We start from the raw sequence: 26508 nt of genomic DNA, 5'->3' as shown, positions 1-26508 counted from the left end.
TTTCGGAATCGGGCGACCGGAAGTGCCGCTGGAAAAGAGATGGTTCGCACCGGAGCAGTGCGGCCGCCGGGAGTGTTGTGCGCCGCGGCCCTCGGGCGACGGTGGAAGGCTTCGGCACGCCGAACTATTCGATCAGCGGCCGGATCAGAGCGTCGGGCTCGCCGCGATCGATGATGTGGGCAACACTCAGCATGTCGGGCCGCCCGGTACCACCCTCGGAACGCACCAACCTGCGTCGCAGGCCGGCATCCGTTTCTGCGCAGCTGATCTCGACCGAAGAGCAGACGGTCACTGCGCAGGCGGAACGATCTCCACACACAGGGTGCCCAGCCCGGTGATTCGGCCCTCGAGCGCGTCACCCACCTCGGTCCAGATGCCGGTGCTCAGGCCGACACCGGCGGGTGTGCCGGTGAGCACGACGTCGCCGGGCTCGAGGGTGACATGCTCGCTGATCCGGGTCACCAGTTCCGGCACCGACCAGATCATGTCCTTGGTGTTCGCGTTCTGGCGCAACACGCCATTCTGATACAGCTGCAGCTCCAGATCGGTATCGTCGACGAACCGGGCCGGGACGATTCCCGGCCCCAGCGGACAGCTGTCGTCGAATGCCTTGCCGCCGAATAGATCGAATTTGGCCAGATGGCCGGGGTGACGCTGCCAGTCGCGGGCGGACATGTCCAGGGCGATGGTGTATCCCGCGATATGGTCGCGGGCCGACGAGAGTGGAATGTTCCGACCGCGTTTGCCGATCACGAACGCCAATTCGACCTCGTAGTCGAATTTCTCGGATTGCGCCGGATAACGCACCGATGGGCCTTGCCCGACGACGGTTGTGGTGGGTGGTTTGAGGAAGAACACCGGGATGTTGTTCTCCTTCGAAAACCCGCTGTGCCCACCGTCTTGGGTCATGTGATCGTAGTAGTTCGCGCCGGTACAGATGACCTTGTTCGGGTAACGCAGTGGGGGAAGCCACTGTTCGAGTTGCTGGGGCAGATCCAGCTCGGTCGCGATCCACGAGCCGTCGGCGAGCGCGCGGGCGAGGTCGGTCAATACCGGCTCGGCCTCTGCCCAGTACGCGAACACCGCCATCAGTCCGGCCTGCGGATCCCGGGCCACAAATTCGGGGATGAGATCGGCGACACGGTAGCAGCGGCCGTCGACGATGAGAACCGGTGTCGGCACATCGTTGATCCGGACGGTGGCAAGGGAATACGTCATTGGAAGTCCTTACTTTCCGGTGCGGTACCGGCGATCGGCGAGGCGGCTGGGAGGCCGGATCGTGGGTAGTCCTCCCCATACCCGGCACCCGCGGCGGCGATCCAGCGTTCGACCAGGGTAGCGACGTCCGGCGGCGGGGTGCGTACCAGTGGCCGGGCGAGGGCCCGGACCCAGCCTCGCTGCTCGGCGTCGAGATATTCGACCGGCGATGCGCCATCCACGCGGGCGAGTGCGAGCGCGGGCAGCAATGCGGCCACTCGGGCCCCGAATTCCTCGATCGGTTCCCAATTCACCTGACCGGCATGGCTGTTCAGCAGGGCCAGCGCGGATTCGCGCAGCGCGGTGCGGTGGTGGGGCAGGGCCAGTGCTTTGAGCAGCAGGTGGTTCAGGCAGAACGCGACGTCGAAGGCCGGATCGCCGTGCCAGGCGCATTCGGCGTCTATTAGTACCGGGCCGGACCGGCCCAGCAGAATGTTCTTGGGGCTGACATCGCCGTGCACGACCGTGTAGTGCGTATTCGCGGTCTGCTCGGTCAGGACGGCGAAACGGTCCCGCAGATCGGGGTGCGCTTGCGCGGTGACCCGCAGGTAGGGTTCGAGCCGCAGGGCGTCGAAATTCGCGTCGGTGGCGAACTTCCGGGCCGCATCGGGATCGGCGGCCCCGGCCGCATGCAGGCGGCCGACGAGGCTGCCGACCTGCTGGGCCGCGACGACATCGACATCCCCGGCCAGCAGCTGCGTCTTCCAGACCGGATAGTCCTGCGGCGGAAGGTATTCCATGGCGAACAGTCCGGCTCGGCCGTCGTAGCCGAACACTCGGGGCACCTGGCCGGGGCACAGTTCCCCGGCGAACCGGAGCCAGTCGTACTCGACTCGGTTGCGTGAAACCGGTGCGTGCCAGTCGTATTCGACCGCGAGGCGTTCTCGTGCGCTCTTCACACAGAGAGTGCGGCCCGGCAGCTCTACTTTCCACAGGTCCGAGGACACACCACCGGTCAAGGGGATCAATTCGGCGTGCTCGCCCTCCCGCGCGAGCCCCTGCTGCCGCAGGAATCCCAGGACGGTTGAGCGCGAATCGTGCATGGTCGTCATCGCACGAGCCCTACCATGGGGGTGGGCAAGGGACACAGACGCAGTGCCGGATCCTCGGCGATGCGCAGCAATTGGTTGTATTTGGCCAAGCGCTCACCCGAGCGGAGTGAGCCGATCTTGATCTGTCCCGCGGCGGTTCCGGTGGCGAGGTCGGCGAGGAAGTCGTCCTCGGTCTCGCCGGAACGCGCCGAGACCACCGGCACGTACCCGGCGGCGGTCGCGGCGGCCACCACGTCGAGGGTGCCGCTGAGGGTGCCGTTCTGGTTGACCTTCACCAGGATTCCATTGCCGCACCGCTGTCGGATTCCCTCGGCCAGCCGATCCGGATTGGTCGTGAACAGATCATCGCCGATGAGCCGGACCCGATCGCCGAGCCGCTCGGTCAGCGCCCGCCAACCGGCCCAGTCTTCTTCGTCGAGGCCGTCCTCGATGGACACGATCGGGAATTCCTCGACCCAGCCGGCCATCGTCTCGATCATCTCCGTCGCGCCGACGTCGCGGCCCTCTCGACGCAGACGGTAGACATCGGAACCCTTGTCGTACAAGGCCGTTGCGGCGACGTCGATGGCGATCGCGATGTCGGCGCCGGGTTCGAGCCCGGCTCGTTCGACGGCGGCCACCAGCAACTTCAGCGCCTCACGGCCGGTGCGGCAGCCGGGGCTGAGCCCGCCCTCGTCGGCCAGCAGGGTGGGCAGGCCGCGCTCGGCGCAGATCTCGGTCGCGGCCGTGCGTACCTTGGCCGCCATCCGCACCGCCTCGGCGAGCGTCGTCGCCGAAACCGGCACAGCCAGGAAGTCCTGGACGTCCATGCCACGCCCGGCGTGCAGGCCACCGGACAGGATGTTCACCATCGGCATCGGCAGCACGGGCTCGCGCACATCGGCGAGCTCTGCGATGCGCCGGTACAGCGGTTGCCGGGCGGCCACCGCGGCGGCCCGGCAGACCGCAAGTGAAACCCCAAGGGCCGCATTGGCGCCCAGCCGCGACAGATTCGGTGTGCCGTCCAGTTCGCGCAGCCGGGTATCGATCCCGCGCTGATCGGTGACGTCCGAACCCTTGATCGCAGCGGCGATCTCTCCGTTGACGTGCTCGACGGCGCGCAGCACGCCGCGCCCGTCGTAGTGGGCCCGGTCGCCGTCGCGGAGTTCGTGAGCCTCGTGAGTGCCAGTCGACGCGCCGGAAGGGACCGAGGCGCGAGCCGATACGCCGTCCGCGAGCGTCACTTCCACTTCGACCGTCGGCCGGCCCCGGGAATCGAGGACCTGCCGGCCGTGCACTGTGTGAACGATAGTCATTGCGGCGCTCCCTGGGAGATGGCGGACGGGTGATTCTGCGGATGGCGCGGTGGTTCGCCGCGCAATACCCGGATGACCTCCGCGGCGGCGCTGCGGCGCAGCTCGACCACCGAGGCATCGGAGGAGAAGGCGATGTGCGGGGTGATCACGACCGCTGGATGGTCGAGCAATCCGGGAGGCACGGACGGTTCGTCCTCGAGCACGTCGAGCCCGGCTCCTCCGAGTTGTCCCGAGTGCAGGGCGGCGATCAGTGCGTTGGTGTCGACCAATCCGCCGCGGCTCGGGTTCACCAGCAATGCGCCCGGCCGCATGAGTGCGAATTCCCGGGCGCCGATGAGGTGCCGGGTCTGCGGGGTCAGCGGCGCGTGCAACACCACGACATCGCTGGCGGCCAGCAGCTCGTCGAGGGCGACGATCTCGATATCAGTGTCCGGGAGTGATTCCGGAGTGGCGGCGATGACGTGCGTGCCGAGGGCGCGGAGTTTGGTTGCGGTCGCCCTACCGATTCGTCCGAGCCCGACCACGCCGCAGGTCAGTGCCGAGAGCCGGCGCAGCCCTGCGGCGGACGGATTCCAGTGTCCGGCCCGGACCTCGCGGTCGGCGGCGACCAGGCCGCGTGTCCAGGCCAGCACGAATGCCACCGCGTGGTCGGAGACCTCGGGCACGCAGTAATCGGGCACATTCGTGACCAGCACACCATGCTCGGTAGCAGCCGGGACATCGATGTTGTCCAGTCCGACTCCCATGCGCGCGACGATGCGCAGGGACGCGGAAGCGGAGATGGCAGCGGCGGAGATCGGCGCCCAGCAGGTGAGGATCGCACTGGGCCGATGGCGGCGCACCAGGTCCTCGATCTCGGCCGCAGGCGCGGCCTGCGGCGGACCGGTGACCACCCGCAGGCCGGCGTCCTCGAGCATCTGCCGTTCGATGGTGTCGTCAGGCCAGGCCCGGTCGGTCAGCAGCACGGTGCCGCCGAGATCGCTTGTCACAGTTGCTCCTTCGTCGACGTCCGCGTCGTCGCGGGGGGTTGGCCGGCGGGGGTCTGCTCGATGCAGTGCACCTGCTCGCCGAGGCCGCTGATGTGTGCGGTCACAACGTCCCCGGCATGCAGGAAGCGTCCGTGGTGGGCGCCGAAACCAGCGGGAGAGCCGGTGCACACGACGTCTCCGGGCCGCAGGCGGGTGTGCTGGGACAGGTACGCGATCTGCTGGTCGATGCCGAACACCATGTCGGTGGCCTCGTCGTCCTGCATGAGCGTGCCGTTGACCCGCAGCTGCAGCCGCAACCGGGCCGGGTCGGGTACCTGCCAGGCCGGAACGAACCACGGACCCAGCGGCAGCGAATCCGGCATCCCTTTGGACTGGATCCAATCGGTGCCCATCACGGGCACATCGTCCCGGAAGACGCTGCTGCGGAGGGTGAGATCGTTGGCGACGCAGTATCCCGCGATCACATGCGGAACGTCTGCAGGCGAGAGATTGTGGGCGGTCGCACCGAGAACTACTGCGATCTCCACCTCCCAGTCCAGCGTATCGGCCTGCGGTGGAAGAGTGAGCGTGCCGACCGGCGCCGTAACTCGTTCACTGCTGGTCAGGCAGATGTAGGGCGTGTGGCGCCGATCCAGCGCGCGCAACGCTGCAGCCCGGCGTTGCTCGGCACCGGCCGGATCTCCGGCGTCGGCAGCCGCCTCGGCCACCTGCCTGCGGTAGTTCCCGATAGTGCAGAACACCTGACGTGGCTGGACCGGGGTCTGCGGGCGCAGGGTGCGGAAGTCGATGCCGAATTCGGCGATCGCGGCCCGGGTCGAGTACGCGGAGGTGAGCGCATGCAACTCCCGGCGATGCTCCGGCCATCGGGCAATCAGCTCGTGCACCGACGTGGCGAAGGCAAACGGTAGATCACCTGCCCATTCCCGCAGCGGCATCGCGAGCTGTCCGGCAAGAAGCCAGGGGGACGGCGGCTCGCTGTCAGTGGCCGCCTGCATGAGGACGACGCCGGCCGGCGCGTCGGGATGGGCGCCGTCCGTGCTGCGGGGTGGGGGCCCCTGGTGTCGATAGGGCATGGTTCGAAGACACCTTCCTACGGGATGACCAGGTAGTTGCTGAAACCGCCGTGGCGGTCGGTCAATCCGGAGATCGCCCGGTTCACCTCGTCCAGGGAGAAGCACACGTGCTCCAGGTATGACAGGTCCAGCGTGCCCGTGGCGACCATGTTCACGATCTGCTGTCCCTGTGCTGTGGTGAACCAGTTCGAGCCGATGAGCTGAACCTGTTCGTCCATCAGCCATTTCATGTCCACCGGGACCGCGCCGGCCACGCCGCCGATGTTCACGACCTTCCCGCCGCGCCGCACACCGCGCATCGAATCGATCATCGTGTCGTGGTCGGCCTGTGCGCCGAGTGCACTGATGACGAAATCGGCGCCTTCGCCGCCGGTCAAGTTCTTGGCCCACGCACCGGACGAGCACTGGCCCAGTTCGAGCACCTCGATGCGGTCGGGTGCGATCGCTTTCACCCGGTGCAGTAGTTCGATGTTCCGCCCAGTGCCCAGGATTCGGGAAACACCCAGTGCCAGGCAGAGTTTGGTGGCGGCGACACCGAGTGTGCCGGTGATCCCATCGATCAGGCCTACCGTGCCGGGTCCGGCGTCGGCCATGCGCAAGGCGCCGTATGCGGTGCCGATGTAGCCGAGCCGCCCGGCCTGCTCGAATGTGAGGTTGTCCGGCAAGTGCACAAGCGACTGTTGCGGTGCGGTCATGAATTCGGCGAACCCACCGTACGGATAGAGATCGAAGATCCGCTGACCGTCACGCTGGGTGCTGAAGTAGCCGTTCAGGGTGTAGTAGCGGCAGTGGCTGTGGCGACCGTCCCGGCAGGCGGCGCAGTCCCCGCACGAACGCAGCGGACTCACATATACCCGGTCACCCGGCTTGGTGTGGATCACCGCCGACCCGACCGCCTCGACCACACCCGCGGGGTCCAGGCCGAAGATCGCGGGGAACTTCGCCAGCGGCTGGTGCGGGAACCAGGTGGGCCAGTTGTTGATCACATTGGCCATATTCGGCACGATGCCGCAGGCCTTCACCCGAACCAGGACATCCGTCGGCCGCGGTTCCGGAGTTTCGATCTCATCGATCGACATCGGTTGGCCGATCTCGTGCAGACGTGCTGCCCGCATCAACGTCATCGGTAATGCTTCCTTCTTGTAGGAGTTTGACTTCGTCAGCGGCGATCAGCCGCGATAGCCGGGCTCGAGGTCGATATCCAGCAGGCCCATGATGCGGACGCCGGAGTTGTACCAGGCGATCGTCAGGGCGAGCTGGACCAGAGTCCGCTCGTCCAGGTGAGCGGCGACCGCGGCCCAGGTCTCGTCGGATACCTCGACCGCTGCGGTGGATTCGTCGGCCAGGCGCATGATCGCGCGTTCGACCTCGTCGAAAACCGGTGATGTCTCGTAGTCGGCCACTGCAGTCAGTTGTTCCTGCGTCACACCGGCTTTCAGCGCATGCGACTGGTGGTGGGCGATCTCGTAGGCCGAGCCGGCCACGTGACCGACGGTCAGAATGGCCAGCTCACGCAGCTTCGGGGTCAGCTGCGAACCCTCCCGCAAGGCGTTGGCGTAGGACAGGAAGGCATCGAGCTGGGCGGGAGCATGCGCCAGGGCACGGAAGATGTTGGCGGTGGGGCGTTTGCGTTCCGCCTCGAGTCGCTGCCAAAGATGTTCGGTGCCAGGTGCGGCGTCGTCGCGTGAGAGGTAGGGTACCCGGGCCATGCGGTTCTCCTCGTGAATTATCTTGGAAGGGTTTGTATTTCGGATTTTCAGCCGCGACTGGGTTCGAACAGCATGCGTTCGAGGGTCATCGGGCGCTGCGGGATCAGCGCCGGAGTCTGTGGGGCGTTCTCGAAGTCGGAAGCCTCGGTGTACCACTTCTCGAGAGCGGGCAGCCCCCAGTGCACGTTCGTGCTCAGCGATGCCGCGTCCCATCGCACCGGTTCGATCTCGATATCGATGGTCTGGTAGTGGCTGCTGAACACCTCGACCCGGTGACCGTCCGGATCGCGCAGATAGGTGAACAGCATGCCGGCGGGTCCGTGCCGGCCCGGGCCCCGCTCCACCCGGTCGCCGTAGCCGTAGCACCCGGCCAGATCGCACGCGGAGAAGATGTCGTGAGCCTCGGAGACCGTGTAGGCGAAGTGATGCAGGCGCGGTCCGTCCCCCATCATCAGGGCCAGGTCGAGGCAGGTGCCCTTGCGATACATGAACGTGGTCAGCAGGGTGTCGTCGTTTTCGAGGTATTCGGAGTTGCGGAACCCGAGCTCGCCGTAGAACGCGGTGAGCGCAAACGTATCCGGCACCAGCAGCTGGAAGTGATCCAGACGCTGCGCCTTGGCGCCCCGGAACTCCTTGAACGCCAGATGTTTGCGTGGCCGGGTCTCCATGGTCGCGCACAACTCGAGCGGCGTGCCTGCCGGATCGGTGACGTGCAGCGTCCGGCCCTGATGCGGGACCTCGACCCACTCGGCCGGAAGATCGTGTGCCCGGAACCAGTGGTAGGCGATGTCCAGATCCTCGTCGAACCGCACCCGGAATCCGATCCGTCGACAGGTGCCGCCGTCGGAATGTGCTTCGAGTACCAGGCTGTGGTGGCAAGCCTCCTGCAGGCCGCGTAGATAGCAGACCGAGTCGTGTTCCTCGGTGACGATCAGGCCCAGGACATTCTCGTAGAACTCTCGGCTCCGGGACAGGTCGGCGACAGTCAGACGGATGTGGCTGGACCTGCTGATATCGAATGGTGGGCGAAGGTCTACCGGCGGCAACATGATGTGCTCCTGTTGGTTCCGAATCTTTGCTATCGATAGCATAGCCGTGTGAGTGGAGTGTGGGCTCCGTCTCCGCAACCACCTTGTCGCTATCTTCAGATAACTATGATCCAATAATTACTTTAATGCAAGGGTCTAGCTCGATTGCCGCCGTCATGATCGACATAGGACCTGTTCAGAGGCTGATTCCAGCTGTCTTGCCAGACTCGCCGAGCGTCGCCGTCATCCGGCGCGAGGTCCGATACTTCGAAGCGGTTACTGCCGTCGAGGCAGCGCGGGTGGTGCGGATCGATAGGTCGGTGGTGTCGCCGACAGGTTGATCGGGTTGCGTGGCAGGGTGACCGCAGTACCGTCGACACCGGGGATCGTGACGGTCGGCGCGAGACCGAGGGATTCTGCGAGCGCGAAAGCGCCGGCGATGTCGTTGACCGCGCCGGCCGGCACCCGGGCTCGGGTCAGTTCTTCGATCCAGGCCGGGGCCGGTTTGTCCGCGAGCAGGCGCACCAGTTCGGCGTAGAGTTCAGCACGATGCAGCACGCGGCCGGTGTTGGTGGCGAACCTGTCGTCGATGCACAGATGTGACGCGCCGAGAACTTTGCAGAGATCGGCGAATTGGCGGTCGTTGCCGACCGCGAGCACCAGTTCCCCGTCCGCGCAGGGGTACAGCTCGTAGGGTGCGATGCTCGGGTGCCGGTTGCCCATCCGGGACGGAATCACTCCGGCCGAGGTGTAGCCGCCGGCCTGATTGACCAGGCCTGCCAGTAGGCAGGACAGCAGGTCGACATCGATTCGCTGCCCAGTGCCGCTGCGTTCGCGATGATGTAGTGCCGCAAGGATTCCCGTTGTGGCGAACAGGCCGGTGAGCACATCGACGACAGCGACGCCGACCTTCTGTGGCTCGCCGTCGGGTGGACCGGTGATGCTCATAAGCCCTCCGACGGCCTGCACGAGCAGGTCGTATCCGGGTAGCGCGGCGCCGCCTGTGCGGCCGAAACCGGTGATGCCGCAATAGATCAGGCCGGGATTGTCGGCGCGCAACTGGTCGTAGTCGAGTCCGAACTCGGCCATCAGGCCCGGCCGGAAGTTCTCCACCACCACATCCGCCGAGACCGCAAGCCTCCTGGCCTCGGCGCGATCGTGCGGGTCGGTCAAGTCCAGGACGATCGCATCCTTGTTGCGATTGACCGATTGGAAATAAGTCGCCTGCCCGTGCCGGTCGCGTGGCGGGGCCCAGGTGCGCGTGTCGTCTCCCACGCCGGGGCGTTCGATCTTCGTGACGGTGGCGCCGAGATCCCCGAGCAGCATGGTGGCGAAGGGGCCGGCCAGGATTCGAGAGAAATCCAGCACATGGAGGTTGTCAAGTGCGGTGGTCATATGCAAGCATCCAATCATCGATTTTCGAAAATCGAGGATTTACACGTTAGGGTGCGGCACCCATCACGTCAAGGAGTACGACCGTGGACCCACTGGACTTCCTGTCCGTCGAGAGCACACTGTCCGACGAGGAGCGCGATATTCGGGACGCCGTCCGCGCGTTCGTACGCAGCCGGGTATTGGCGGAGGTCGGGGACTGGTTCGAGCAGGGGCGGGTACCCCGCGAATTGGTCGGCGAGCTGGGCAAGCTCGGAGTGCTCGGCATGCATTTGGAGGGCTACGGGTGCGCGGGCACCAGCGCTACCGCGTACGGACTGGCCTGCCTGGAACTCGAGGCAGGCGACAGCGGACTCCGCAGCTTGGTATCGGTGCAGGGCTCGCTGGCGATGTTCGCTATCCACCGGTGGGGTTCGCAGGAGCAGAAGCAGGAGTGGCTACCACGCTTGGCGGCGGGCGAGGCGGTCGGCTGCTTCGGGCTGACCGAACCGGACTCGGGGTCGGACCCCGGTTCGATGCGCACTCATGCCCGGCGGGACGGCGACGACTGGGTACTGCGTGGACGGAAGATGTGGATCACCAACGGAACCTGGGCCGATGTCGCGGTCGTCTGGGCCCGTACCGACATGGGTATCCGTGGTTTTCTCGTGCCCAAGGGCACACCGGGATTCGCTGCCCAGGAGATCTCCAAGAAACTGTCGCTACGCGCGTCGGTTACCGCGGAGCTGATCCTCGACGACGTGCGGCTGCCGGCTTCAGCGCTGTTACCCGGCGCAACCTCACTGCGGGGGCCGCTGTCCTGCTTGAACGAGGCGCGCTTCGGAATCCTGTGGGGCGCAGCCGGAGCCGCGCGCGCCTGCCTTGCCGCCGCGATCGACTACAGCACGACCCGCACTCAGTTCGGCAAGCCGATCGGGGCGTTCCAGATTCAGCAGCACAAGCTCGCGCACATGGCCGTGGAGGTCAACCGGGCGACGTTGTTGGCCCTGCACCTGGGCCGGCTGAAGGATGCTGGGCAGCTGCGCCCGGAGCAGGTCAGCATGGGTAAGCTCGCCAACGTCAATTCCGCGCTCGATGTCGCTCGCACCGCGCGACAAGTGCTGGGCGCCAACGGAATCAGCCTGGAGTATCCGGTGATCCGGCATATGGTAAATCTGGAGTCGGTGGTCACCTACGAAGGCACGGCGGACGTACACGCGCTGGTCGTCGGTGCCGCGCTGACCGGAATCGATGCGTTCCGATGAGCCGGGCATCGGTCGGCGCGAACCCGCGCCGACCGATGTGTGCGTAAGCACAGCACCGACCGGTCACGAAGCGCCGGGCCTGGCTCGACGGATTCCGGTACCCGCGACGGTACCGAGCAGGACGAGCACCACGGCAGGAATCGCGGGTTGCGGGAATTGCGCGCACAACCGATGTCGCTGATCGCGCCTGGAGTACTCGGACTGGTGGCTGTCGCCGCCTGGCATACGGGACACGGCCGCCCGCATTGCGGCTGCCCGGCTGCAGCGGATCGTCGAAATAGCGGTGGACGTGAGACAGCTGGCAGCCGAACCCGCACTGCCGCAGCAGCTTCCATCAACGTAGCCATGTACCGTGCACGCCTGCCTCCAGCCAAGTGGCTATACAAGGATAACTATTTGAAATGAAGTACTATGCTGGCTGGGTGAGCAACGATCGAACTGGCCGCGGCGGGCAGCGCGGCGCAAATACAGCCCAGGAACGCTGGGCGGAGTTTGCCGATCTCATCCTCGTCATTTCGCGTGAGATCCAGTTCCGTGGATACCGAAGCCAGGAAGCGGTGTCGCTGTCACCCAACGAAGGCATGGTGATGCGGTGCCTGCACCACAATCCGGGAATCTCGTCGAGCCGAATCGCACACGCCACGGGTCTGCAACGCAGCAATATCAGCACGGTGCTCCGCGGTCTCGAGGAAAAGGGTGTCATCGAACGGCGCAGCGCGGCGGAGGACGGCAGGGAGGTCAAGGTTTATCCGACGCCGCTCGGTACGCGCAACTACGCGCTGGTCCGCAATGAATGGGCGGACCTGATTGCTACTCCCAAGGATGCCGACGCCGCCGATCTCGACGCGGCCATCTCGGTCCTTCGCAAAGTGGAAGCCGGTCTCGCCCGCGAATAGCAGGCGACCCACCTGCGGTAGCAATGGGCTCGCCCGTCATGAACCCCGCCGGCTATGTTGTCGACCGACAGTCCCAACGGCCGTCAGTCGATTGTTCGCGGTGCGTCCGGACCGACAAGCGTGTCCTTGGCGTATTGGAGGAAGGTACGTGCTCGAAGCGTGGGGGTGACGTGGGCCGCGTAGGCGATTACGAGCTCGACGTCGTCCAGCGGATCGCAGAGGGGCACGGATGCCAGGGGGAGTCCTTCGACACTGGTGTCGGTCGGCCAGGACTGGATCAACGTGGCGAAGCCGAGGCCGCGGGCGACCATACTGCGGATCGTTTCGATGCTCGAGGTCCGGTACCGGATGTTCGGCTTGGCTCCTGCGACGGAGAACCAGTGATCGGCGTTCTGCTGCGCGGGCGGATCGGCATAGATAATCAGTGGTTCGTCCGCCAGTTCGGCGAGTGAGATGGCGTTGCGCCGTGCCATCGGATGACCGGCGGACACGATGACATGCGGACGGCTGGAGCGTAGCCCTATACAGGACAGCCCCGACGCGGCACCGAACCTGTACAGCAGGGCTAGATCGCATGCGCCCTGGAGCAGGGCGCGCCGCATCTCGTCCTGCTGCCCCTCGATCAGCTCGAGGTTGACAGCAGGGTGCAACTGCGTGAATCCGTCCACCAGAGGTGGAATGAGGAAGGGGGTCAGGGCCGCGTAGCAGCCGATCGTCAGGCGCCCAGCCAGCCTGCCCTCTTCCGCCTGGGCGCTCGCCCTGAGTTCATCAGCCTGCGCCAGCATGGCCTGGGCGCGCGCGAGGATCCGGCCGCCGGCTTCGGTGAGCGAGACTCCCTTCGCTCGGCGCCGTACCAGCAACCGGGCTCCGAGGCGGCGCTCCAGATCGGCGATCGCTGTGGAGATGCTCGCCTGGGAAGCATGGCACCGCACCGCCGCCGCGCTCATGGAGCCGGTGTCCGCCACCGCGACGAAGTACTCCAATTGGCGTAGGGAAAAATTGGCTGCCATTTCTCTCCTGCTGCTATTGGAATCCCCGATAAGCCTTATGGAAAATTTCTGCTTTTCCTAGCTGTGATGTGGATGTCATCGTAGGGCAACAGTCACATTCCGGATATAGCTCGGTCGCCGGCCAAACCCCGGACATTCCGCTAGGAGCCCCTTCATGACCACGCTTCTTGAGTCTGCCCAGCCCCACGGTCCAGGAACCGGCGACAGCGTGCTCGGCCGCGTCCGCGCACTTCTTCCCGAGATTGCGGCACGTTCTGCCGAAGGCGAGAACGCCCGGGCTGTTCCGGCGGAGATCATCGCCGCCCTGCGCGAGGCAGGTGTGTTCCGGATGACCCTGCCCAAGGTGTGGGGTGGAGAGCAGCTCGAGTTGCTGGAGGGCGCCCGGGTGGTGCGGGAGATCGCGCGAGCTGACGGCTCGACCGGCTGGACCGTCCAGGCTGCTTCGATGGCCTGGTACTTCCTACGGTCAGTGCCCCGGGAGACCCTGGAGAACGAGGTCTTCGCGGGCGGTGCCGACCTGATGCTTCGCGGAGCGGTGGCCCCGAAGGGGCTGGCGACCCCGGTGCAGGGCGGCTATCGGATCAGTGGTCGCTGGCCGCTCGCCAGCGGCCCGTTCACCCCGGACTGGATGCTCGCAGGATTTCTGGTCGAGGGCGCGCCTCCGCTGCCGGACGGCCGTCCGGACATGCGGGTCGCGCTGTTCCGGCCCGAGCAGGTCACGTTCCTCGACACCTGGGACGCGGTCGGATTGCGTGCCACGCAGAGCACCGACTTCACGATGGACGACGTCTTCGTGCCAGAACATCACACGGGGCCGATGTTCGGCGACAACAATATTCCCGCTCCCTTTTACGACCTGCCGTACTCCCCGACAGGGGGCTCGCACGACGCGGTCGTCCTCGGCGCCCTGGACGGTGCGCTCGCCGATCTCGCCGATCTCGCCGCCACCAAGCGGCCTGCGTTCAACCCCAAGGTAGTGCTCGGTGAGGACCCGGTGTTCCGGGAGAAGTTCGCGGAACTGCAACTGCGCACAGCCGCCCTGGCGGCCCTGGCGGAGCACACCGGACGCATCGTTATGGACCGTGCCCTCGCCGGAGAGGCGCCCACCTCGGTCGAGTGGTTTACCTACACCGGCAGTACTCAGCACATCCACCACGACGGCATCCGGATCCTCAACGAAATCATGACCCTCTCGGGCAGCGCGGGCCTCTACAGCACCAGCTCACTGCAGCGCCGCTGGCGCGATATCCGCTGTGTCTCCCAGCACGTGGTCGGCAACAACGGCGCGATGCGAAAACTGGGTGCGGTCCTTTCAGGGCAAAGCTGACACCTGGCCTTCGCGCGTCAACGAGCCGTCACGGCTACCGCCTCGGGTGAGATCCAGCCGGCAGCGGGCCCCGAGCAGCGGGGCCCGCGCTGTCCGCACCCGCACAATGCTGCTCTCCGACTCCATACCGACACCAGACAGGTGGTCTCCGATGAGCCCTCTCAGCGCAACACCGACCGATCCCGCTCTACTGCGCCAGGCTTTCGGCTGCTTCCCATCCGGGGTGACAGCTGTGTGCGCACTCGAATCCGGCAGCCCGGTGGGCATGGCCGCGAGCACGTTCACCCCGGTCTCCCTGTCACCCGCTCTGATGTCGGTCTGTATGCAGGACACCTCAGCGACATGGCCCAGACTGCGTCGGCGGAGCCGAGTGGGCGTGAGCGTGCTCGCTGAGGGACAGGATGCGATCTGCCGGTCTCTGGCCAGCAAGCACGACCGGTTCGCGAGCGTCGACTGGGATGCCGACGAGAATGGCGGTGTTTACATTCACGGCGCCAGTCTCTGGCTAACCTGCTCACTGCACGCCGAACTTCCCGGCGGCGATCACACGATCGTGCTCCTGGAGATCCACGGTCTGAAGGCCGAGCCCGATCGAGAACCCCTCGTGTTCCACAACAGCCGGTTCCGACGCCTGGCCATCTGATAGGCAGGTACCACCCGTGCCGGCATACGGGCGGTGGCGACAACTGCACACTCCCACGACGGTCGGGCCCCGCTCAGTGGAATCTGGAACGGCATCCGCCCCCTCTATGATGCAACGACGATGTTGCGATCGGTAGCATTGCGAGGACGCAAGCAGGAGGGGCGTGCAGCCAATGGTCACTACCAGGGATATAGCAGAGCACCTGCAGTTGTCGGTGTCCACTGTGGGCCGGGCGCTATCCGACGATCACCGCATTAGTGCACAGACCAAGTTCCGTGTGCGCCAGGCGGCCGCCGAAATGGGCTACGTCGCCAACCGTGCTGCGCGCATGATGCGGGGAGTCTCCAGCAACATGGTCGGGCTGGTCATCCCCGACATCCGTAACAGCTTCTATGCGACCATCGCGCACGAGCTTTCCAAGAACATGGAGTCCCAGGGTTACCAGCTCATGTTGGCGGAGACCGACGACGACCGAATAGTCGAGCTACGCCATCTGCGCGAGATGTCCGCTAGCCGGGTAGCCGGCGTCATCATCGTGCCGACCGCACGCTCGCACGGCGAGTCGATCAAACTCCTGCGAGACATCCCGCATGTGCAGTTGCTGCGCCGCAACACTGGACTGGGCGAGCAGTGGTTCGGCGTTGACGACCAGGAGGCACTGCGCCAGGCAACCGCGCACCTGATCGAACGCGGCCATACTCGAATCGGATATATCGGTGGCCCAACCGAGCTGCCGACCGGCAACGAACGTGTCAAGGGTTTCCGAGCAGCCCTGAAGGAGAACAAGCTGCCCGCATCGGCAGCAATCGTCGAGTTCGCGCCACCCTCATCGGTCGAGTATGGCCGGGAAGCGGTGCGTCGGCTGCTGTCGAGCTCCCCGAAGCCCACCGGAATCGTCGTGGGTTCGGTTCAGCTCACTATCGGTGTTCTCGAGGAGCTGTTCCACCAGGGCATCGAGGTGCCCAAAGAGCTGTCTGTTGTCGGCTTCGGCGACCAACCTGGATTCTCCTGGTGGGGACCAGGCCTCACCACGATCAGCCTGCCGATCGAGGATATGGCCGCCGCTTGTGGTCTGTGGCTCATCCACCGCCTGACCAAGCCTGGCGAGGATGGCGCGTACATATCGGTGTCGCCCGGCACACTGATCGTCCGCGGCAGTACGGCGACCGCGCCCAAGACGTCGCGTCGCAAAAGCTGAGAACCCTCGCGACAGCACTCCCCACCGCGCGGTCACCACTCGGTCCATGACCAGCCAAGCCACCACGCGAGCACGTCTGGCACCCCAACGCCGTCCGATGCCCCGAGTCCGAATGTGGGTGTCGCGGGCCGGATCGGGAGCCCCGAGACGCGACACCGGTGATGCGATCAGCGCAGGCCGGTGAGCACGAAAGCCACTGTCGCGGGTCGGTCGGTCTTGTTGCGCCACGCGTGACGACCAGCTAGCTGGACGATGGTGTCGCCGGGGGCCAACCGGGTCTGCGCGCCGTCGTCGAGTTCGAGCCAGATCTCGCCGTCGAGCACCACCCCGTAGTCCACGCTCGCGGTCCGATGCATGCCCGGTTCGTCGGGGTCGGAGGCTGCGGCGATATCGGGTGCGTACTTGACGAATTCTTCGTTGGCGCGTTCGGCGTCGAATTCCGCACTCTCAACCACCGAATCGGGTGTGTAGCGCACGATGACGAAGCTGGCACCGCCCGGCCCCGGAATCACTGGACCGGTTTCACTGGTCGGTTCGCCCGGCGTGGTGCCCGCGACCGGCGGTCCCGGGGTGAACCACACACGGGCCTGCGCTTGTCCAGGCAGACGTTCGAATTCATGGCTATGGGGAGCGGGCCCATCCGAGAGAAAGACCGACTTCCCATGGTTGTCCGTTCCGGCCACTACCCGCCGCACTTCCATCGTACCCTCCTTGATGCTATCGATAGCACACCATGCCTGCGCTCCCGCTGTCAAACACCGAGATATCGTGCTGGGAAAACAGCCCGATGGCTTGACGCCGAAATCCTCGGACGCCCCCTGAGTCAGTCGCCCTCGGCAAGGAGATCGGTGAGTACCCGCAGGGCGCGGTCCCGGTGCTCATCGAGCCCCGTCACCACCTCGTCGACGGCCCGCCGGCGAAGGGCGTCGAGGATCTCGTCGTGGGCCTCGACCGTAGCGGCGCGCTCCTGGGGCGAGTTGTAGTACATCGCCCGATACGCCTCGGTGGAATCCCACAACAGCCTGATCAGGCGCACCGTGTGCGTCTGATCAGGCGACTCCAGCATGCCGAAATGGAACCGCCTGTTCGCCGCCAACTCGGCCGCCACATCACCACGCCGGGCGGCCTCTGCACAGTCCTGGGCCGCCGAGGCGATGCGTTCCACGGCATCGTCGTCGAGGGTTGGCAGCGTGTGCCGCACCGCCCGCTCCTCCAGTAGCTGCCGCAGGGCGTAGATCTCATGCAAGTCCGCCACTCGCAGCTCGGTGATGAAATAGCCGCGCCGTGGACGGTAGACGACCTGTCCCTCCTGTTCCAACGCGCGCAGCGCCTCACGAACCGGCGCGAGGCTGACACCGAGGTTGTCGGCGATCTCATCCTGCAGTACGCGCTGGCCGGGCCGGTAGCGACCCGCGACGATGGCCCGCCGCAGCGCGTCCAGTGTGTGCTGCGTGGTCGTTCCCGGGCCGCCCTGTTGTGTTGTCATCACGGCGACTCTATCCGCGCCGATCTCGCCGGAAGGCGTCGATCCCGGTCCACCCCGCACTGACCACCACATCGCATAAGCGGTCTGCACCAACGTACGTGGCAATCGTCACGCGCCGGATCCACGGACATCCCAACGTGATCCGCTGAGGATGAGCATCTGCCGCCGCTTTGCGGGCTGCCTCACTTACCCCGCGGATCTCGAATCGGCTCGATCATCCATCTCCGGCGCAGGGACTGCAGCGCAAGAGGTTGCATTGCGATGCCACCGGATCCCGTGACGCCCGGCAAGTTCCTCATACGGGCGTCACGGGTAGTGAACACCTTCCGCTGCGCCTCATCCATCCAGCGGCGCCCCGGCGACAGGTCAGGCTTCGAGGATGGGCTCCTGAGCAGCGCCCGCAATGAATTTCGGCAGAGCGCGAACCGCAAGGGCCAGGACCGCGACTATCCCCATGTGGATACATTCGACAACGGCAAACGCGGAGGAGACGCCGTTCGAAGTCAGAGACAGGTACAGGGTGCCGATAGTGGCCACGCCGAGGGCGAGACCGCTCTGCTGCAAGGTGATCAGCACACCACTACCGACGCCACCGAGATGAGCCGGGACATCAGCGAGAACGCTACGGAACAGTCCGGCGAACAGGATCGCCTGGCCGGCACCGGTCAGGGCCAGAGGTAACGCCAGAGCCCACAGGCTGACATGCGGCCACAGGGTCATGACCGCCGCTACCAGACACACGAGTCCAACGAACTGTACGACCGCACCGGTGGCCATGGCACCGCGTCCGTATCGAGCGAGAAGCTTCGGCGCAAACACCGACGCAACGAAGAACAGCACTGCCATCGGTGTGATGGCGAGGCCGCCGCGCAACGCGTCGGCTCCTAGCCCATCCTGAACGAGGAGCGCGAAAACGAACATGAACGCGCCGAACCCCGCACTGAACAACAGGACCATCGTCAGCCCACGAGACATCGAGGGCAGGCGCAACAACGAAGGCGCGAGCAACGGCACTTCGCCACGCGACTCGGCACCTCTTTCGACCGCAACGGTCGCAACAGCCAAGACCACTGCGAAAGCTATCAGCAGCCATGTCCACCAAGGCCACCCGAGCGAATGTCCCTCGGTCAGCGGAACCAGCACAGCGACGAGCATGGCAGCGAACATGACCGTGCCCGGGACGTCGATGCCCACGGGGTGGACCGAGCGGGTATCCGGGACGATGCGAGCGGCTACAACGAGAACCACAATGCCGATCGGGACGTTCACCAGGAAAATTGGGCGCCACGCACTACCAGCGATGTCGGCGCTGATGAGGATGCCACCGATGATCTGCCCAACAACCGCGGCGATACCCGAGGCAGCGCCGTACAGGGCAATGGCCCGGGCCTTGCGCTCACCGTCCAAGGTGTGGTGAAAGGTGGCGAGAACCTGGGGAATCAGCAGCGCTGCCGTCGCGCCTTGCAGCACGCGGGAGGCGATGAGCCACTCCACGGTCGGGGCAAGACCGCAGGCAAACGACATGAGGATGAATCCGACCAGCGCGACCCGGAATACCTTGTGACGGCCGTAACGGTCACCGAGACGGCCACCGACCACGAGAAGCGCAGCGTAGGTGACGCCATAGCCGGTGACGACCAGTTCCAGGCCCCCTGCCGACGCATGCAAGGTGGCGGAGATCGTGGGTAGTGCCAGATTCGTAATGAAGAAGTCCATGATCGGCAAGAACGCTCCGGCCAGCAGAATGAACACCCCGACCGGGTGCAACTGACCGATGCGGGCCATCTCTCGCGGGGGCGCGGTAGCTCGCGAGGCGGTAGACGAGTGGGAACTGATGGAAGTCATTGCAACTCCTAGCTGGTTATGACATTATCATTATTAAGTGATAATCATCAGCTAGGCAAGGGTTCCCATCAGACAACACCGTTCACGCACAACAGCCCCCGATCGGAGCGCTGGCGGTCGGCGCCGGACCGGTCGCCGAGACCCCGTGCGCTCCCGCCTATCCCGGAACTCGGACGTATCGAAGCGGGGCCGTGCCACCCTTCTGGGCACGCGAACCCCGCTTCCTTCTGCACGTCGGAGTTCCGGAGTTGATCCGAAACCGAATCACTTCGCCGATTTGAAGGGCTCGTTGATCGTCGTGAAGTACTGGATCGCCGCCAGGATCGCCACCGGCGCGGTGACCAGCAATTGACCTGCCAGGGTGCCCAGCGCACCGACTGCGATGATGCCGCCCAGACAGCCGATCGCGGCGGCCGGGATGAATCCGCCGAACAGGCCCACGATCGCGGCCGCAGCCACTGTGGCACCGGCGATGCCGCCCAACACGCAGCCGACGGCGCCGCCACTGATGCCACCGATCAGGGTGCCGACGGTAGCGCCGGTGGTGATCGTCTGGAACAGGCGGTTCCAGGCGGCCTGCTCCCGGTCGTACGGTGTTTTCCATGGCGCAGTGTCCTCGTAGGGCAACGCGACCGGCTTGTAGACCGCGTGCGCCCTGTCGAACTGCGGTGTCAGGGTCGCGGTGTGGTCGGCGATGTTCGCGGCGATCGGGAATTCGAAGTCGTCTACTCGGAATTTCAGCTGTGTACCGGCCAGGGTGACGCCGTTGGCGGCCTTGATCTTGAACACGCCGTCCTCGACCACCATGGAGCCGGCATCGGTCGACACGATCGTGGACGTGGAGGTGGTAGCCGCCTTGTAATCGACAGCCCCGTTTTCTCGGGCCGGGGCGGCGTCTGCGGTGCCTGCGGTGCCTGCGGTGATACCGAGCGTAGCGGTCACCAGCGCCGCGGTCACGGCGATCTTTCTTATCTGCATAGCGGTTTCCTCATCTGAAAAGCAGCGGACGTGCCTGCTGCCGATTGCGATCTTCGGCGAACTTGCCGAACTGGAACCCCCGGATGAATATTTCTCGATTCGAATCTTGCATTGATCGGCACCTGTCCAGTTACGGCGGCCGGTCGGGTATGGGCTCTTTTGCGTCTCGCCGGGTCTTTCCTCCTGACTTGCGGCAGGAACCGCTGGTTGACGTGTATCCGCCGGTCGATATTTACGAACCCGACCAGACGCGGCTTCGACCTGCGAATGACAGGGCACGGTCACGGTGCCGGAACCAGCCGGTCGTCTCCCGCGTGAGCAGGGCGGCAACGACCGCGGCGAATGCCATCAGGCCGGCGACCACATACAGCGCGGCGTTGTAACCGCTGACGCTGTGGTAGCCACCACCGAGACCGATCAGCAGCCCGACCAGCAGCGGTCCTGCGCCGCCGCCGAGGGCGAGCCCGACATCGATGATCGATGAGGCGACACCGACGGTGTTCTTCTTCGCTGAGTCGATCGCGATCGCATAGACCAGGGTGTACGGCGCGTTGATCGCTACGCCGGCGAACAACTGCACACCGACGAGCCAGCCCATACCATTCGCGGTGTACTTGAAAAAGCAGAATGCGACCGCGAGCCAAAGGAAGACGACGATCAAGGTGAGTTTCCGGCCGAGGCGGTCGGAGATCCATCCCCAGCCGATCATGCCGAGACCGCCGGTGACCGTGAACAGCACACTCAACGCGGCGGACTTCGCCATGTTGTATCCGGCCACGAACGTCAGATATTGCGGTAGCCAGAAGCTCAGACCGATGTAACCGACGGTCGCGAACATGGCCAGGACAGCCATGATGCTGATATTCGGGTTGGCCAAGCACGCGCGCAGTGCGCCCCACCCGCCGTGGCCCACCTCAACCGGTTCGGTGTCGGTATCGCCGCCGAACCGTTCTACCGCCGCCTCATACCGCCTCTTCGTCGCGAATCGCCAGTAGCTGGCGAACACGATGACCAGCGGAATGGGGAAGAGCAGAAACGACATCCGCCACATCGACGAACCGTAGGCACTCAGTAGGCCGGCGATGGCGAACCCGCCGATCAGGGTGCCCCACGGCCATGCGGTGTGGTGCATCCCCAGCGCGATTCCCCGGTGCCGCCGCGGCCACCATTCTGCGGCGGAGGTGACCTCGACAGCTTCGCTGGCACCCGCGACCGCGTGCGATGCCAGTTGCAGGATCACCAATCCGCCCAGCGTGGCGGTGAGCGGGGACAGGCCGGTGAGTAGAATCAGCACCCCGTAGACGGCGACGAACGGCAGGTGCCGGTACTTGCGCCGCCAGCCCCTCCCGCCACGGTCGGCCCACATCATCGCCGGAATCGCGAGCAGGGCGGTCACCGCGGTCACCGAGCCCGAGAGAAAGCCGACAGCCGTCGGCCCGAGGTGGTACTCCTTGATAATCGCCGGGAGTACATAGAAGATCATCTGCCGTGAATTCGCATTCAAGGCATAGATGACCCAGAGAAAGGCAAGAGACAACCAGGTATAGCGGGAGATCGAACGAATCGTCTGTTTTCCCGCAATGGTTCCCGGGTGGTTCTCGGTGCTGACCATGATGGCTCCGTGATGTCGATAATGCTGTCCCGCGGAACGGTCCTTCCGGTCATCCTGAAAGAACGGGTCCCGCGAGACCGGGACGGGGAAAGAGGCGGCAGCGTCCCCGATAGAATGCTGCTACCGCCAGATCTCCTCAGCGGACCAACTGCTGAGGACACCGGCTACCTTCCGGCAGCCTGAAGTAGTGGCTCTGGGTTCTTCCGACCCGCCACATCGGGCGGGCCTGTGAACCAACAGGCGTCGAGATGTGCTGTGTTGGAACACCAATGGTGTGCGATCCGGTTATGTGATGAAGCTGTCGCACGATGCTGTGGCCGTTGGTGAGCACGTTCACCCCGAAGGTCTCGGTCGGCAGGTGTGGCGGGACCGGGCCATCGGAACAAAGATCGCTTCCCGTTGATGTCGTTGTCGGCCACCGCCCGCCGAACTTCTCATCTCGGCCTCCTTGCGTGTGCTATCGATAGCAAAGCATCTCTGGCCGAGAGTGTCAACGGTCACAGCTGAACATGGCAACGAATGAGCTCGCTACCTAGAATCTGCAGGCTTCTCGGCTCCAAACTCGCAATCAGTCTCTGCTATCGTTAGCACCAAGACCGTTGGTGCGATTCCGTCCCGCCTCGAGCTCGAAAACGATGATGGCCCCGGCGGCCCTGCATGAGGTTGGAACAGCCATCCCGCACTGCCGGGACGGCTGCACGACTGGACCGTTCCTGGTTCGGTGGACACGGGGGCGTCGCCGCCAATGATGTGCGGTACGCCTGCGTCCATCATCTTCAACCCAACCAATTCCGCTAGGCCGCCTTGGTTGCGCGCTGCGATCGCCTCCATGACGTAGGGGAAGGCGGCGTTGGAGCGCACCGCGTACCGGCACGAACTGCGCGATGCTGTGACCGGACTGCGTGATCATGGCCGTGGCTTGGTCGAAGGCCAGCAGCCAGGGGTGGAAGAGGGTCAGCAAGCCCCTGGTAGACCTGCACCAGCCCGTTGTCGCCGAGGTATTCCTGCGGGCTGTCGCAGTGTGCTGGGTGAATTGCACGCCGTGCGACAACCCGATACTCGCCTTTCTTGGCGATAAGCTGGGCAGTGACGGAAGGTGGGCGCATGTTGTCCGGTGTCCGGAGACGTATTGATCGGATCGCGGCCGATCGATGACCGATGATGATCCGCTACGGACGCGCCGTGAGGTGACGGTGCCGGTCACGGCGGAGCTGGCTGCGGCTGGTTTCGAGGACGCGGTGGAGATCGGGCACGGTGGTTTCGGTGTGGTGTACCGCTGCAGGCAGGTAGCGCTGGACCGGATGGTCGCGGTTAAGGTTCTGACCACGGAATGGGACGAAGACAATCGAGCCCGGTTCTTCCGGGAGCAGCGGGCGATGGGCCGGTTGACCGGGCATCCGAACATCGTCACCGTACTCGAGACCGGTACCACCGAGAGTGACCGACCTTATCTGGTGATGCCGTATCACCGGCTGGATTCCCTGGATGCGTGGGTTCGCGAGAACGGCCCGCTTGCCGTGGAGAGTGTGGTGCAGATCGGGGTGAAGATCGCTGGCGCACTGGAGAGCACACATCGTCTCGGTATCGTGCATCGGGACGTGAAACCGGGGAATATTCTGCTCACCGACTTCGGCGAGCCGGCTTTGGCGGACTTCGGGATTGCGCACATCGCCGGCGGGTTCGAGACGACCGCGGGGATTGTGACCGGATCACCGGCGTTCACCGCACCCGAGGTGCTCGAGGGGACCGATCCGACCGCGGCAGCGGATGTGTACGGGCTCGGTGCCACGCTGTTCTGTGCACTGACCGGGCACGCCGCATTCGAGCGTCGTAGCGGTGAGAACGTGGTGGCACAGTTTCTGCGGATCAGCACCCAGCCGGTGCCCGACCTGCGGGAAAGCGGTATCCCCGAGGACGTGGCGGCGATTGTGCAAACCGCGATGAGCCGCAACCAGCATGAGCGGCCGACAGCAGCGGAACTGCGGACAGCACTTCGGCAATTACAGCAGCGCCACGGGTTCGCGGCGGATGAGATGGTGCTGCAGGGCGAACCGAATCCCGAGCATTCCGAACCGAAGCCACACACGGGGGGTGGGCCCAAACCGACGGCCGCTACTGAGGACCACAGTTGCAACCTGCCGCTCGAGCTGACCAGTTTCGTCAACCGGCGCGCAGAGTTATCGGAGGTGAAGAATTTGCTGTCGGCCACGCGGCTACTGACGCTGACAGGAACTGGGGGTATCGGCAAAACACGACTGGCGGTGCGCGCCGCATCCAGTGCGCGACGTAACTTCGCCGACGGAGTGTGGTTCATCGAATTGGCCGAGATGTCCGACCCGACGCTACTGATCGATGTGGTGGCAGCCGCCCTCGGTGTGCGCAACGAGTCAACCGGTCCGTTGCTCGAGGTTCTGATCGACTTCCTGAGACCACAAGAAGCTCTGCTCGTTGTGGACAATTGCGAGCAGGTCGTGGAGGCCGTGGCCACACTGACCGAGACGTTACTCCAGACTTGTCCGGAGCTGCGGATCCTCACCACCAGCCGCGAACCGTTGAATATCGCCGGAGAAGCAGTGGTGCTGGTGACACCATTGACGGTCCCAGATCCGGGCCGGGAGCCGACGCTTGTCGCGCTGCCCCGTTTCGATGCCGTCACCTTGTTCGTTGACCGCGCCACGATAGCGGTGCCAGGATTCGAGGTCGACGAGGACAACAAGGCCGCCGTCACCGGAATCTGCGCCCATCTGGACGGGCTACCATTGGCCATCGAGCTGGCCGCCGCCCGTATGCGCACGATGTCACCGCAACAGATCCTGACCCGGCTCACCGACCGCTACACGCTGCTCACCCGCGGCAGCCGCACCGCACCGCAGCGGCAGCAGACACTGCGGTGGTGCATCGACTGGAGCTACGGATTGTGCACCCCGACCGAACAGCGACTGTGGGCTCGGCTGTCGGTGTTCGCCGGCAGCTGCGAACTCGACGCCATCGAGCAGATATGCGCTGCCGACCTGGCCGCGGACGCGCCACTCGATGTGCTGTCCTCCCTGGTGGACAAGTCGATCCTGATCCGGGAGGAATCGCATACCGTCGTGCGCTTCCGGATGCTCGAGACCGTGCGCGACTACGGCCGGGAAAAGCTGCGGGAATCCGGCGAATACCAGGAACTGCGCCGACGCCACCGCAACTGGTACCACCAACTCGCCCTCGACTGCGAAGCTGACTGGATCAGCCTCCGCCAACCGGAGTGGATCAGCCGAATCGACCGCGAACTGCCCAACCTGCGCGAAGCGCTCGAAACCTACCTGGCCGAGGACACTGAGCAGGCAGCACAGGCAGCGCTGCGCACCCCAGCAGTGCTCTACGAATACTGGGCTTTCCGCGGCCTGTATGGCGAAGGTCGATCCTGGCTCAACCGCGCCCTTGACCACCCGCGCGCCCGATCTATACCCCACCGCGTCGAGGCGCTGAGCGTCGGTTGCGAGTTGGCAGCGACACAAGGCGATTTCAAGTCGGCGCGCGCTCTCTTGGCGGAGGCGCGAATTCTTACCGAACAAGCCCCCACCCCCACCACTCAGGCACAAACTGCCTACGCCGACGGCTTCCTCGCACTCAGCTGCGGCGAGGCTGTCAACGCATCCGCCGAACTCGAACGAGCCGTCGAACTGTTCAGCTCGAACAAGACCGCTGTCTCCTACGTCGGTGCACTGACATTCCTGGCGTTGGTATGTGAACTGAGTGGTGAGACAGCTCGGGCCGTCAAGCTCTACCGCCAGGTACTGTCCATCACTGAATCGCGCGGCGAGCGACACTACCGTGCGGGAGCACTGTGGGGCTTGGGAGTCGCCTTATGGCAGCAAGGCGAACGGGATCGTGCGCAGCAGCTGATCATGAATGCGCTGCGCGTCAACCGGCCGTTGGGCAGCCCGTATGTGACTGCCTTCAGTCTCGTGGCGCTGGCTTGGACTGTCGCCGATACCGGTGACGCCGAGCGCGCGGCCGTTCTGATGGGAGCTGCACGAGGACTCTGGCCAGGGGAAAGCGACGTCAAGACGGTCTTGCCGAACATGTCGCACTTCCACGAAGAATGTGAGCGAGTTACGCGCCGCTCCCTCGGCCGCAGATTTGACGCGGCCTTCCGGCGAGGCCAGGCGATGCGCATGAGCGCTGCTATCGCGTACGCACTCGGGGAACAGCCCACCGATTCGGCACACGCAGTCGCGAAATTGACTAAGCGTGAGCGGCAAGTCGCCAGCCTCGTCGCCCAAGGACTCAGCAACAAGCAGATCGCCGCCAAACTGGTGATCTCGCAACGCACAGCCGAAGGCCACATCGAGCACATCCTGACCAAACTCGGTTTCACTTCACGCGCACAGATCGCAGCCTGGGTAGTAGACGAGATGAAGAGTGAATGACGAGACCCCGAGATTCTGTCTACTTGATCTGGTCCCCGCTGATGAGGCCGTGGTTTCGA

The 26508-nt window shown here is 65.0% G+C and carries 21 protein-coding genes; 6 read left to right on the top strand and 15 right to left on the bottom strand.

Going from position 1 to position 26508, the window contains the following annotated elements; translation table 11 throughout:
* Positions 1 to 288: 288 nt before the first annotated feature.
* The 9 genes from KO481_RS16825 to KO481_RS16785 form a co-directional block, all read right to left on the bottom strand.
* Positions 289 to 1218: a fumarylacetoacetate hydrolase family protein gene (locus KO481_RS16825; protein WP_215918101.1), complete on the bottom strand. Its 930-nt coding sequence runs from the start codon at positions 1216 to 1218 to the stop codon at positions 289 to 291.
* A complete protein-coding gene (locus tag KO481_RS16820) occupies positions 1215 to 2309 on the bottom strand; it encodes a phosphotransferase (RefSeq protein WP_245401048.1) in 1095 nt (364 codons plus the stop codon). The genes KO481_RS16825 and KO481_RS16820 overlap by 4 nt, the downstream gene beginning before the upstream one ends.
* Positions 2306 to 3604, bottom strand: coding sequence for a phosphopyruvate hydratase (gene eno, locus KO481_RS16815; RefSeq protein WP_215918100.1), 1299 nt, complete (start codon positions 3602 to 3604; stop codon positions 2306 to 2308). The genes KO481_RS16820 and eno overlap by 4 nt, the downstream gene beginning before the upstream one ends.
* Complete coding sequence (locus tag KO481_RS16810) at positions 3601 to 4593, bottom strand: C-terminal binding protein (RefSeq protein WP_308166646.1); 993 nt, start codon at positions 4591 to 4593, stop codon at positions 3601 to 3603. Before KO481_RS16810 ends, eno begins: the two co-directional genes overlap by 4 nt.
* Positions 4590 to 5666, bottom strand: coding sequence for a fumarylacetoacetate hydrolase family protein (locus tag KO481_RS16805; protein WP_245401047.1), 1077 nt, complete (start codon positions 5664 to 5666; stop codon positions 4590 to 4592). The genes KO481_RS16810 and KO481_RS16805 overlap by 4 nt, the downstream gene beginning before the upstream one ends.
* Positions 5667 to 5683: 17 nt before the next feature.
* Positions 5684 to 6790 carry an alcohol dehydrogenase catalytic domain-containing protein gene (locus KO481_RS16800; RefSeq protein WP_215918099.1) on the bottom strand — a complete coding sequence of 369 codons (1107 nt, stop codon included), beginning with the start codon at positions 6788 to 6790 and terminating at the stop codon, positions 5684 to 5686.
* 45 nt (positions 6791 to 6835) lie between these two features.
* On the bottom strand, positions 6836 to 7375 hold the full coding sequence (locus KO481_RS16795; RefSeq protein ID WP_215918098.1) for a carboxymuconolactone decarboxylase family protein: 540 nt from the start codon (positions 7373 to 7375) through the stop codon (positions 6836 to 6838).
* A 47-nt stretch (positions 7376 to 7422) separates the two neighbouring features.
* Entirely contained in the window at positions 7423 to 8424 is a 1002-nt protein-coding gene (locus KO481_RS16790; RefSeq protein ID WP_215918097.1) for a VOC family protein, read from the bottom strand.
* 255 nt (positions 8425 to 8679) lie between these two features.
* Positions 8680 to 9798, bottom strand: coding sequence for a CaiB/BaiF CoA transferase family protein (locus KO481_RS16785; RefSeq protein ID WP_215918096.1), 1119 nt, complete (start codon positions 9796 to 9798; stop codon positions 8680 to 8682).
* A gap of 83 nt (positions 9799 to 9881) precedes the next feature.
* Here KO481_RS16785 and KO481_RS16780 point away from each other — a divergent pair, with 83 nt between their 5' ends.
* On the top strand, positions 9882 to 11039 hold the full coding sequence (locus KO481_RS16780; protein ID WP_308166645.1) for an acyl-CoA dehydrogenase family protein: 1158 nt from the start codon (positions 9882 to 9884) through the stop codon (positions 11037 to 11039).
* A gap of 422 nt (positions 11040 to 11461) precedes the next feature.
* Entirely contained in the window at positions 11462 to 11935 is a 474-nt protein-coding gene (locus KO481_RS43080; protein WP_308166644.1) for a MarR family winged helix-turn-helix transcriptional regulator, read from the top strand.
* A gap of 83 nt (positions 11936 to 12018) precedes the next feature.
* On the opposite strand, the gene KO481_RS16770 is transcribed toward KO481_RS43080, so the two are convergent.
* Positions 12019 to 12945 carry a LysR family transcriptional regulator gene (locus KO481_RS16770; RefSeq protein ID WP_215918095.1) on the bottom strand — a complete coding sequence of 309 codons (927 nt, stop codon included), beginning with the start codon at positions 12943 to 12945 and terminating at the stop codon, positions 12019 to 12021.
* 154 nt (positions 12946 to 13099) lie between these two features.
* Here KO481_RS16770 and KO481_RS16765 point away from each other — a divergent pair, with 154 nt between their 5' ends.
* The 3 genes from KO481_RS16765 to KO481_RS16755 all read left to right on the top strand — a co-directional run bounded on the left by KO481_RS16765 (position 13100) and on the right by KO481_RS16755 (position 16113).
* Positions 13100 to 14272, top strand: a complete 1173-nt coding sequence (locus KO481_RS16765) for an acyl-CoA dehydrogenase family protein (protein ID WP_215918094.1) — start codon at positions 13100 to 13102, stop codon at positions 14270 to 14272.
* Between the two features lie 151 nt (positions 14273 to 14423).
* A complete protein-coding gene (locus KO481_RS16760; protein WP_215918093.1) occupies positions 14424 to 14915 on the top strand; it encodes a flavin reductase family protein in 492 nt (163 codons plus the stop codon).
* Between the two features lie 172 nt (positions 14916 to 15087).
* Positions 15088 to 16113: a LacI family DNA-binding transcriptional regulator gene (locus KO481_RS16755; RefSeq protein ID WP_215918092.1), complete on the top strand. Its 1026-nt coding sequence runs from the start codon at positions 15088 to 15090 to the stop codon at positions 16111 to 16113.
* Between the two features lie 167 nt (positions 16114 to 16280).
* On the opposite strand, the gene KO481_RS16750 is transcribed toward KO481_RS16755, so the two are convergent.
* The 5 genes from KO481_RS16750 to KO481_RS16730 all read right to left on the bottom strand — a co-directional run bounded on the left by KO481_RS16750 (position 16281) and on the right by KO481_RS16730 (position 22034).
* On the bottom strand, positions 16281 to 16814 hold the full coding sequence (locus KO481_RS16750; RefSeq protein WP_215918091.1) for a cupin domain-containing protein: 534 nt from the start codon (positions 16812 to 16814) through the stop codon (positions 16281 to 16283).
* A 122-nt stretch (positions 16815 to 16936) separates the two neighbouring features.
* Complete coding sequence (locus KO481_RS16745; protein ID WP_215918090.1) at positions 16937 to 17599, bottom strand: GntR family transcriptional regulator; 663 nt, start codon at positions 17597 to 17599, stop codon at positions 16937 to 16939.
* Positions 17600 to 17965: 366 nt separating this feature from the next.
* On the bottom strand, positions 17966 to 19444 hold the full coding sequence (locus tag KO481_RS16740; RefSeq protein WP_215918089.1) for an MFS transporter: 1479 nt from the start codon (positions 19442 to 19444) through the stop codon (positions 17966 to 17968).
* A 264-nt stretch (positions 19445 to 19708) separates the two neighbouring features.
* On the bottom strand, positions 19709 to 20422 hold the full coding sequence (locus tag KO481_RS16735; protein ID WP_215918417.1) for a DUF8020 domain-containing protein: 714 nt from the start codon (positions 20420 to 20422) through the stop codon (positions 19709 to 19711).
* 232 nt (positions 20423 to 20654) lie between these two features.
* Entirely contained in the window at positions 20655 to 22034 is a 1380-nt protein-coding gene (locus KO481_RS16730) for an MFS transporter (protein WP_215918088.1), read from the bottom strand.
* A 1187-nt stretch (positions 22035 to 23221) separates the two neighbouring features.
* Between KO481_RS16730 and KO481_RS16725 the strand changes: the two genes are divergently transcribed.
* Positions 23222 to 26449, top strand: a complete 3228-nt coding sequence (locus tag KO481_RS16725) for a protein kinase domain-containing protein (RefSeq protein WP_308166643.1) — start codon at positions 23222 to 23224, stop codon at positions 26447 to 26449.
* The last annotated feature ends 59 nt before the right edge of the window (positions 26450 to 26508 follow it).

It is taken from the genome of Nocardia albiluteola, assembly GCF_018860155.1.
Taxonomy (GTDB): Bacteria; Actinomycetota; Actinomycetes; order Mycobacteriales; family Mycobacteriaceae; genus Nocardia; species Nocardia albiluteola.
Note: the sequence above shows the minus strand (reverse complement) of the source record. Positions and strands in the feature narration are given on the sequence as shown.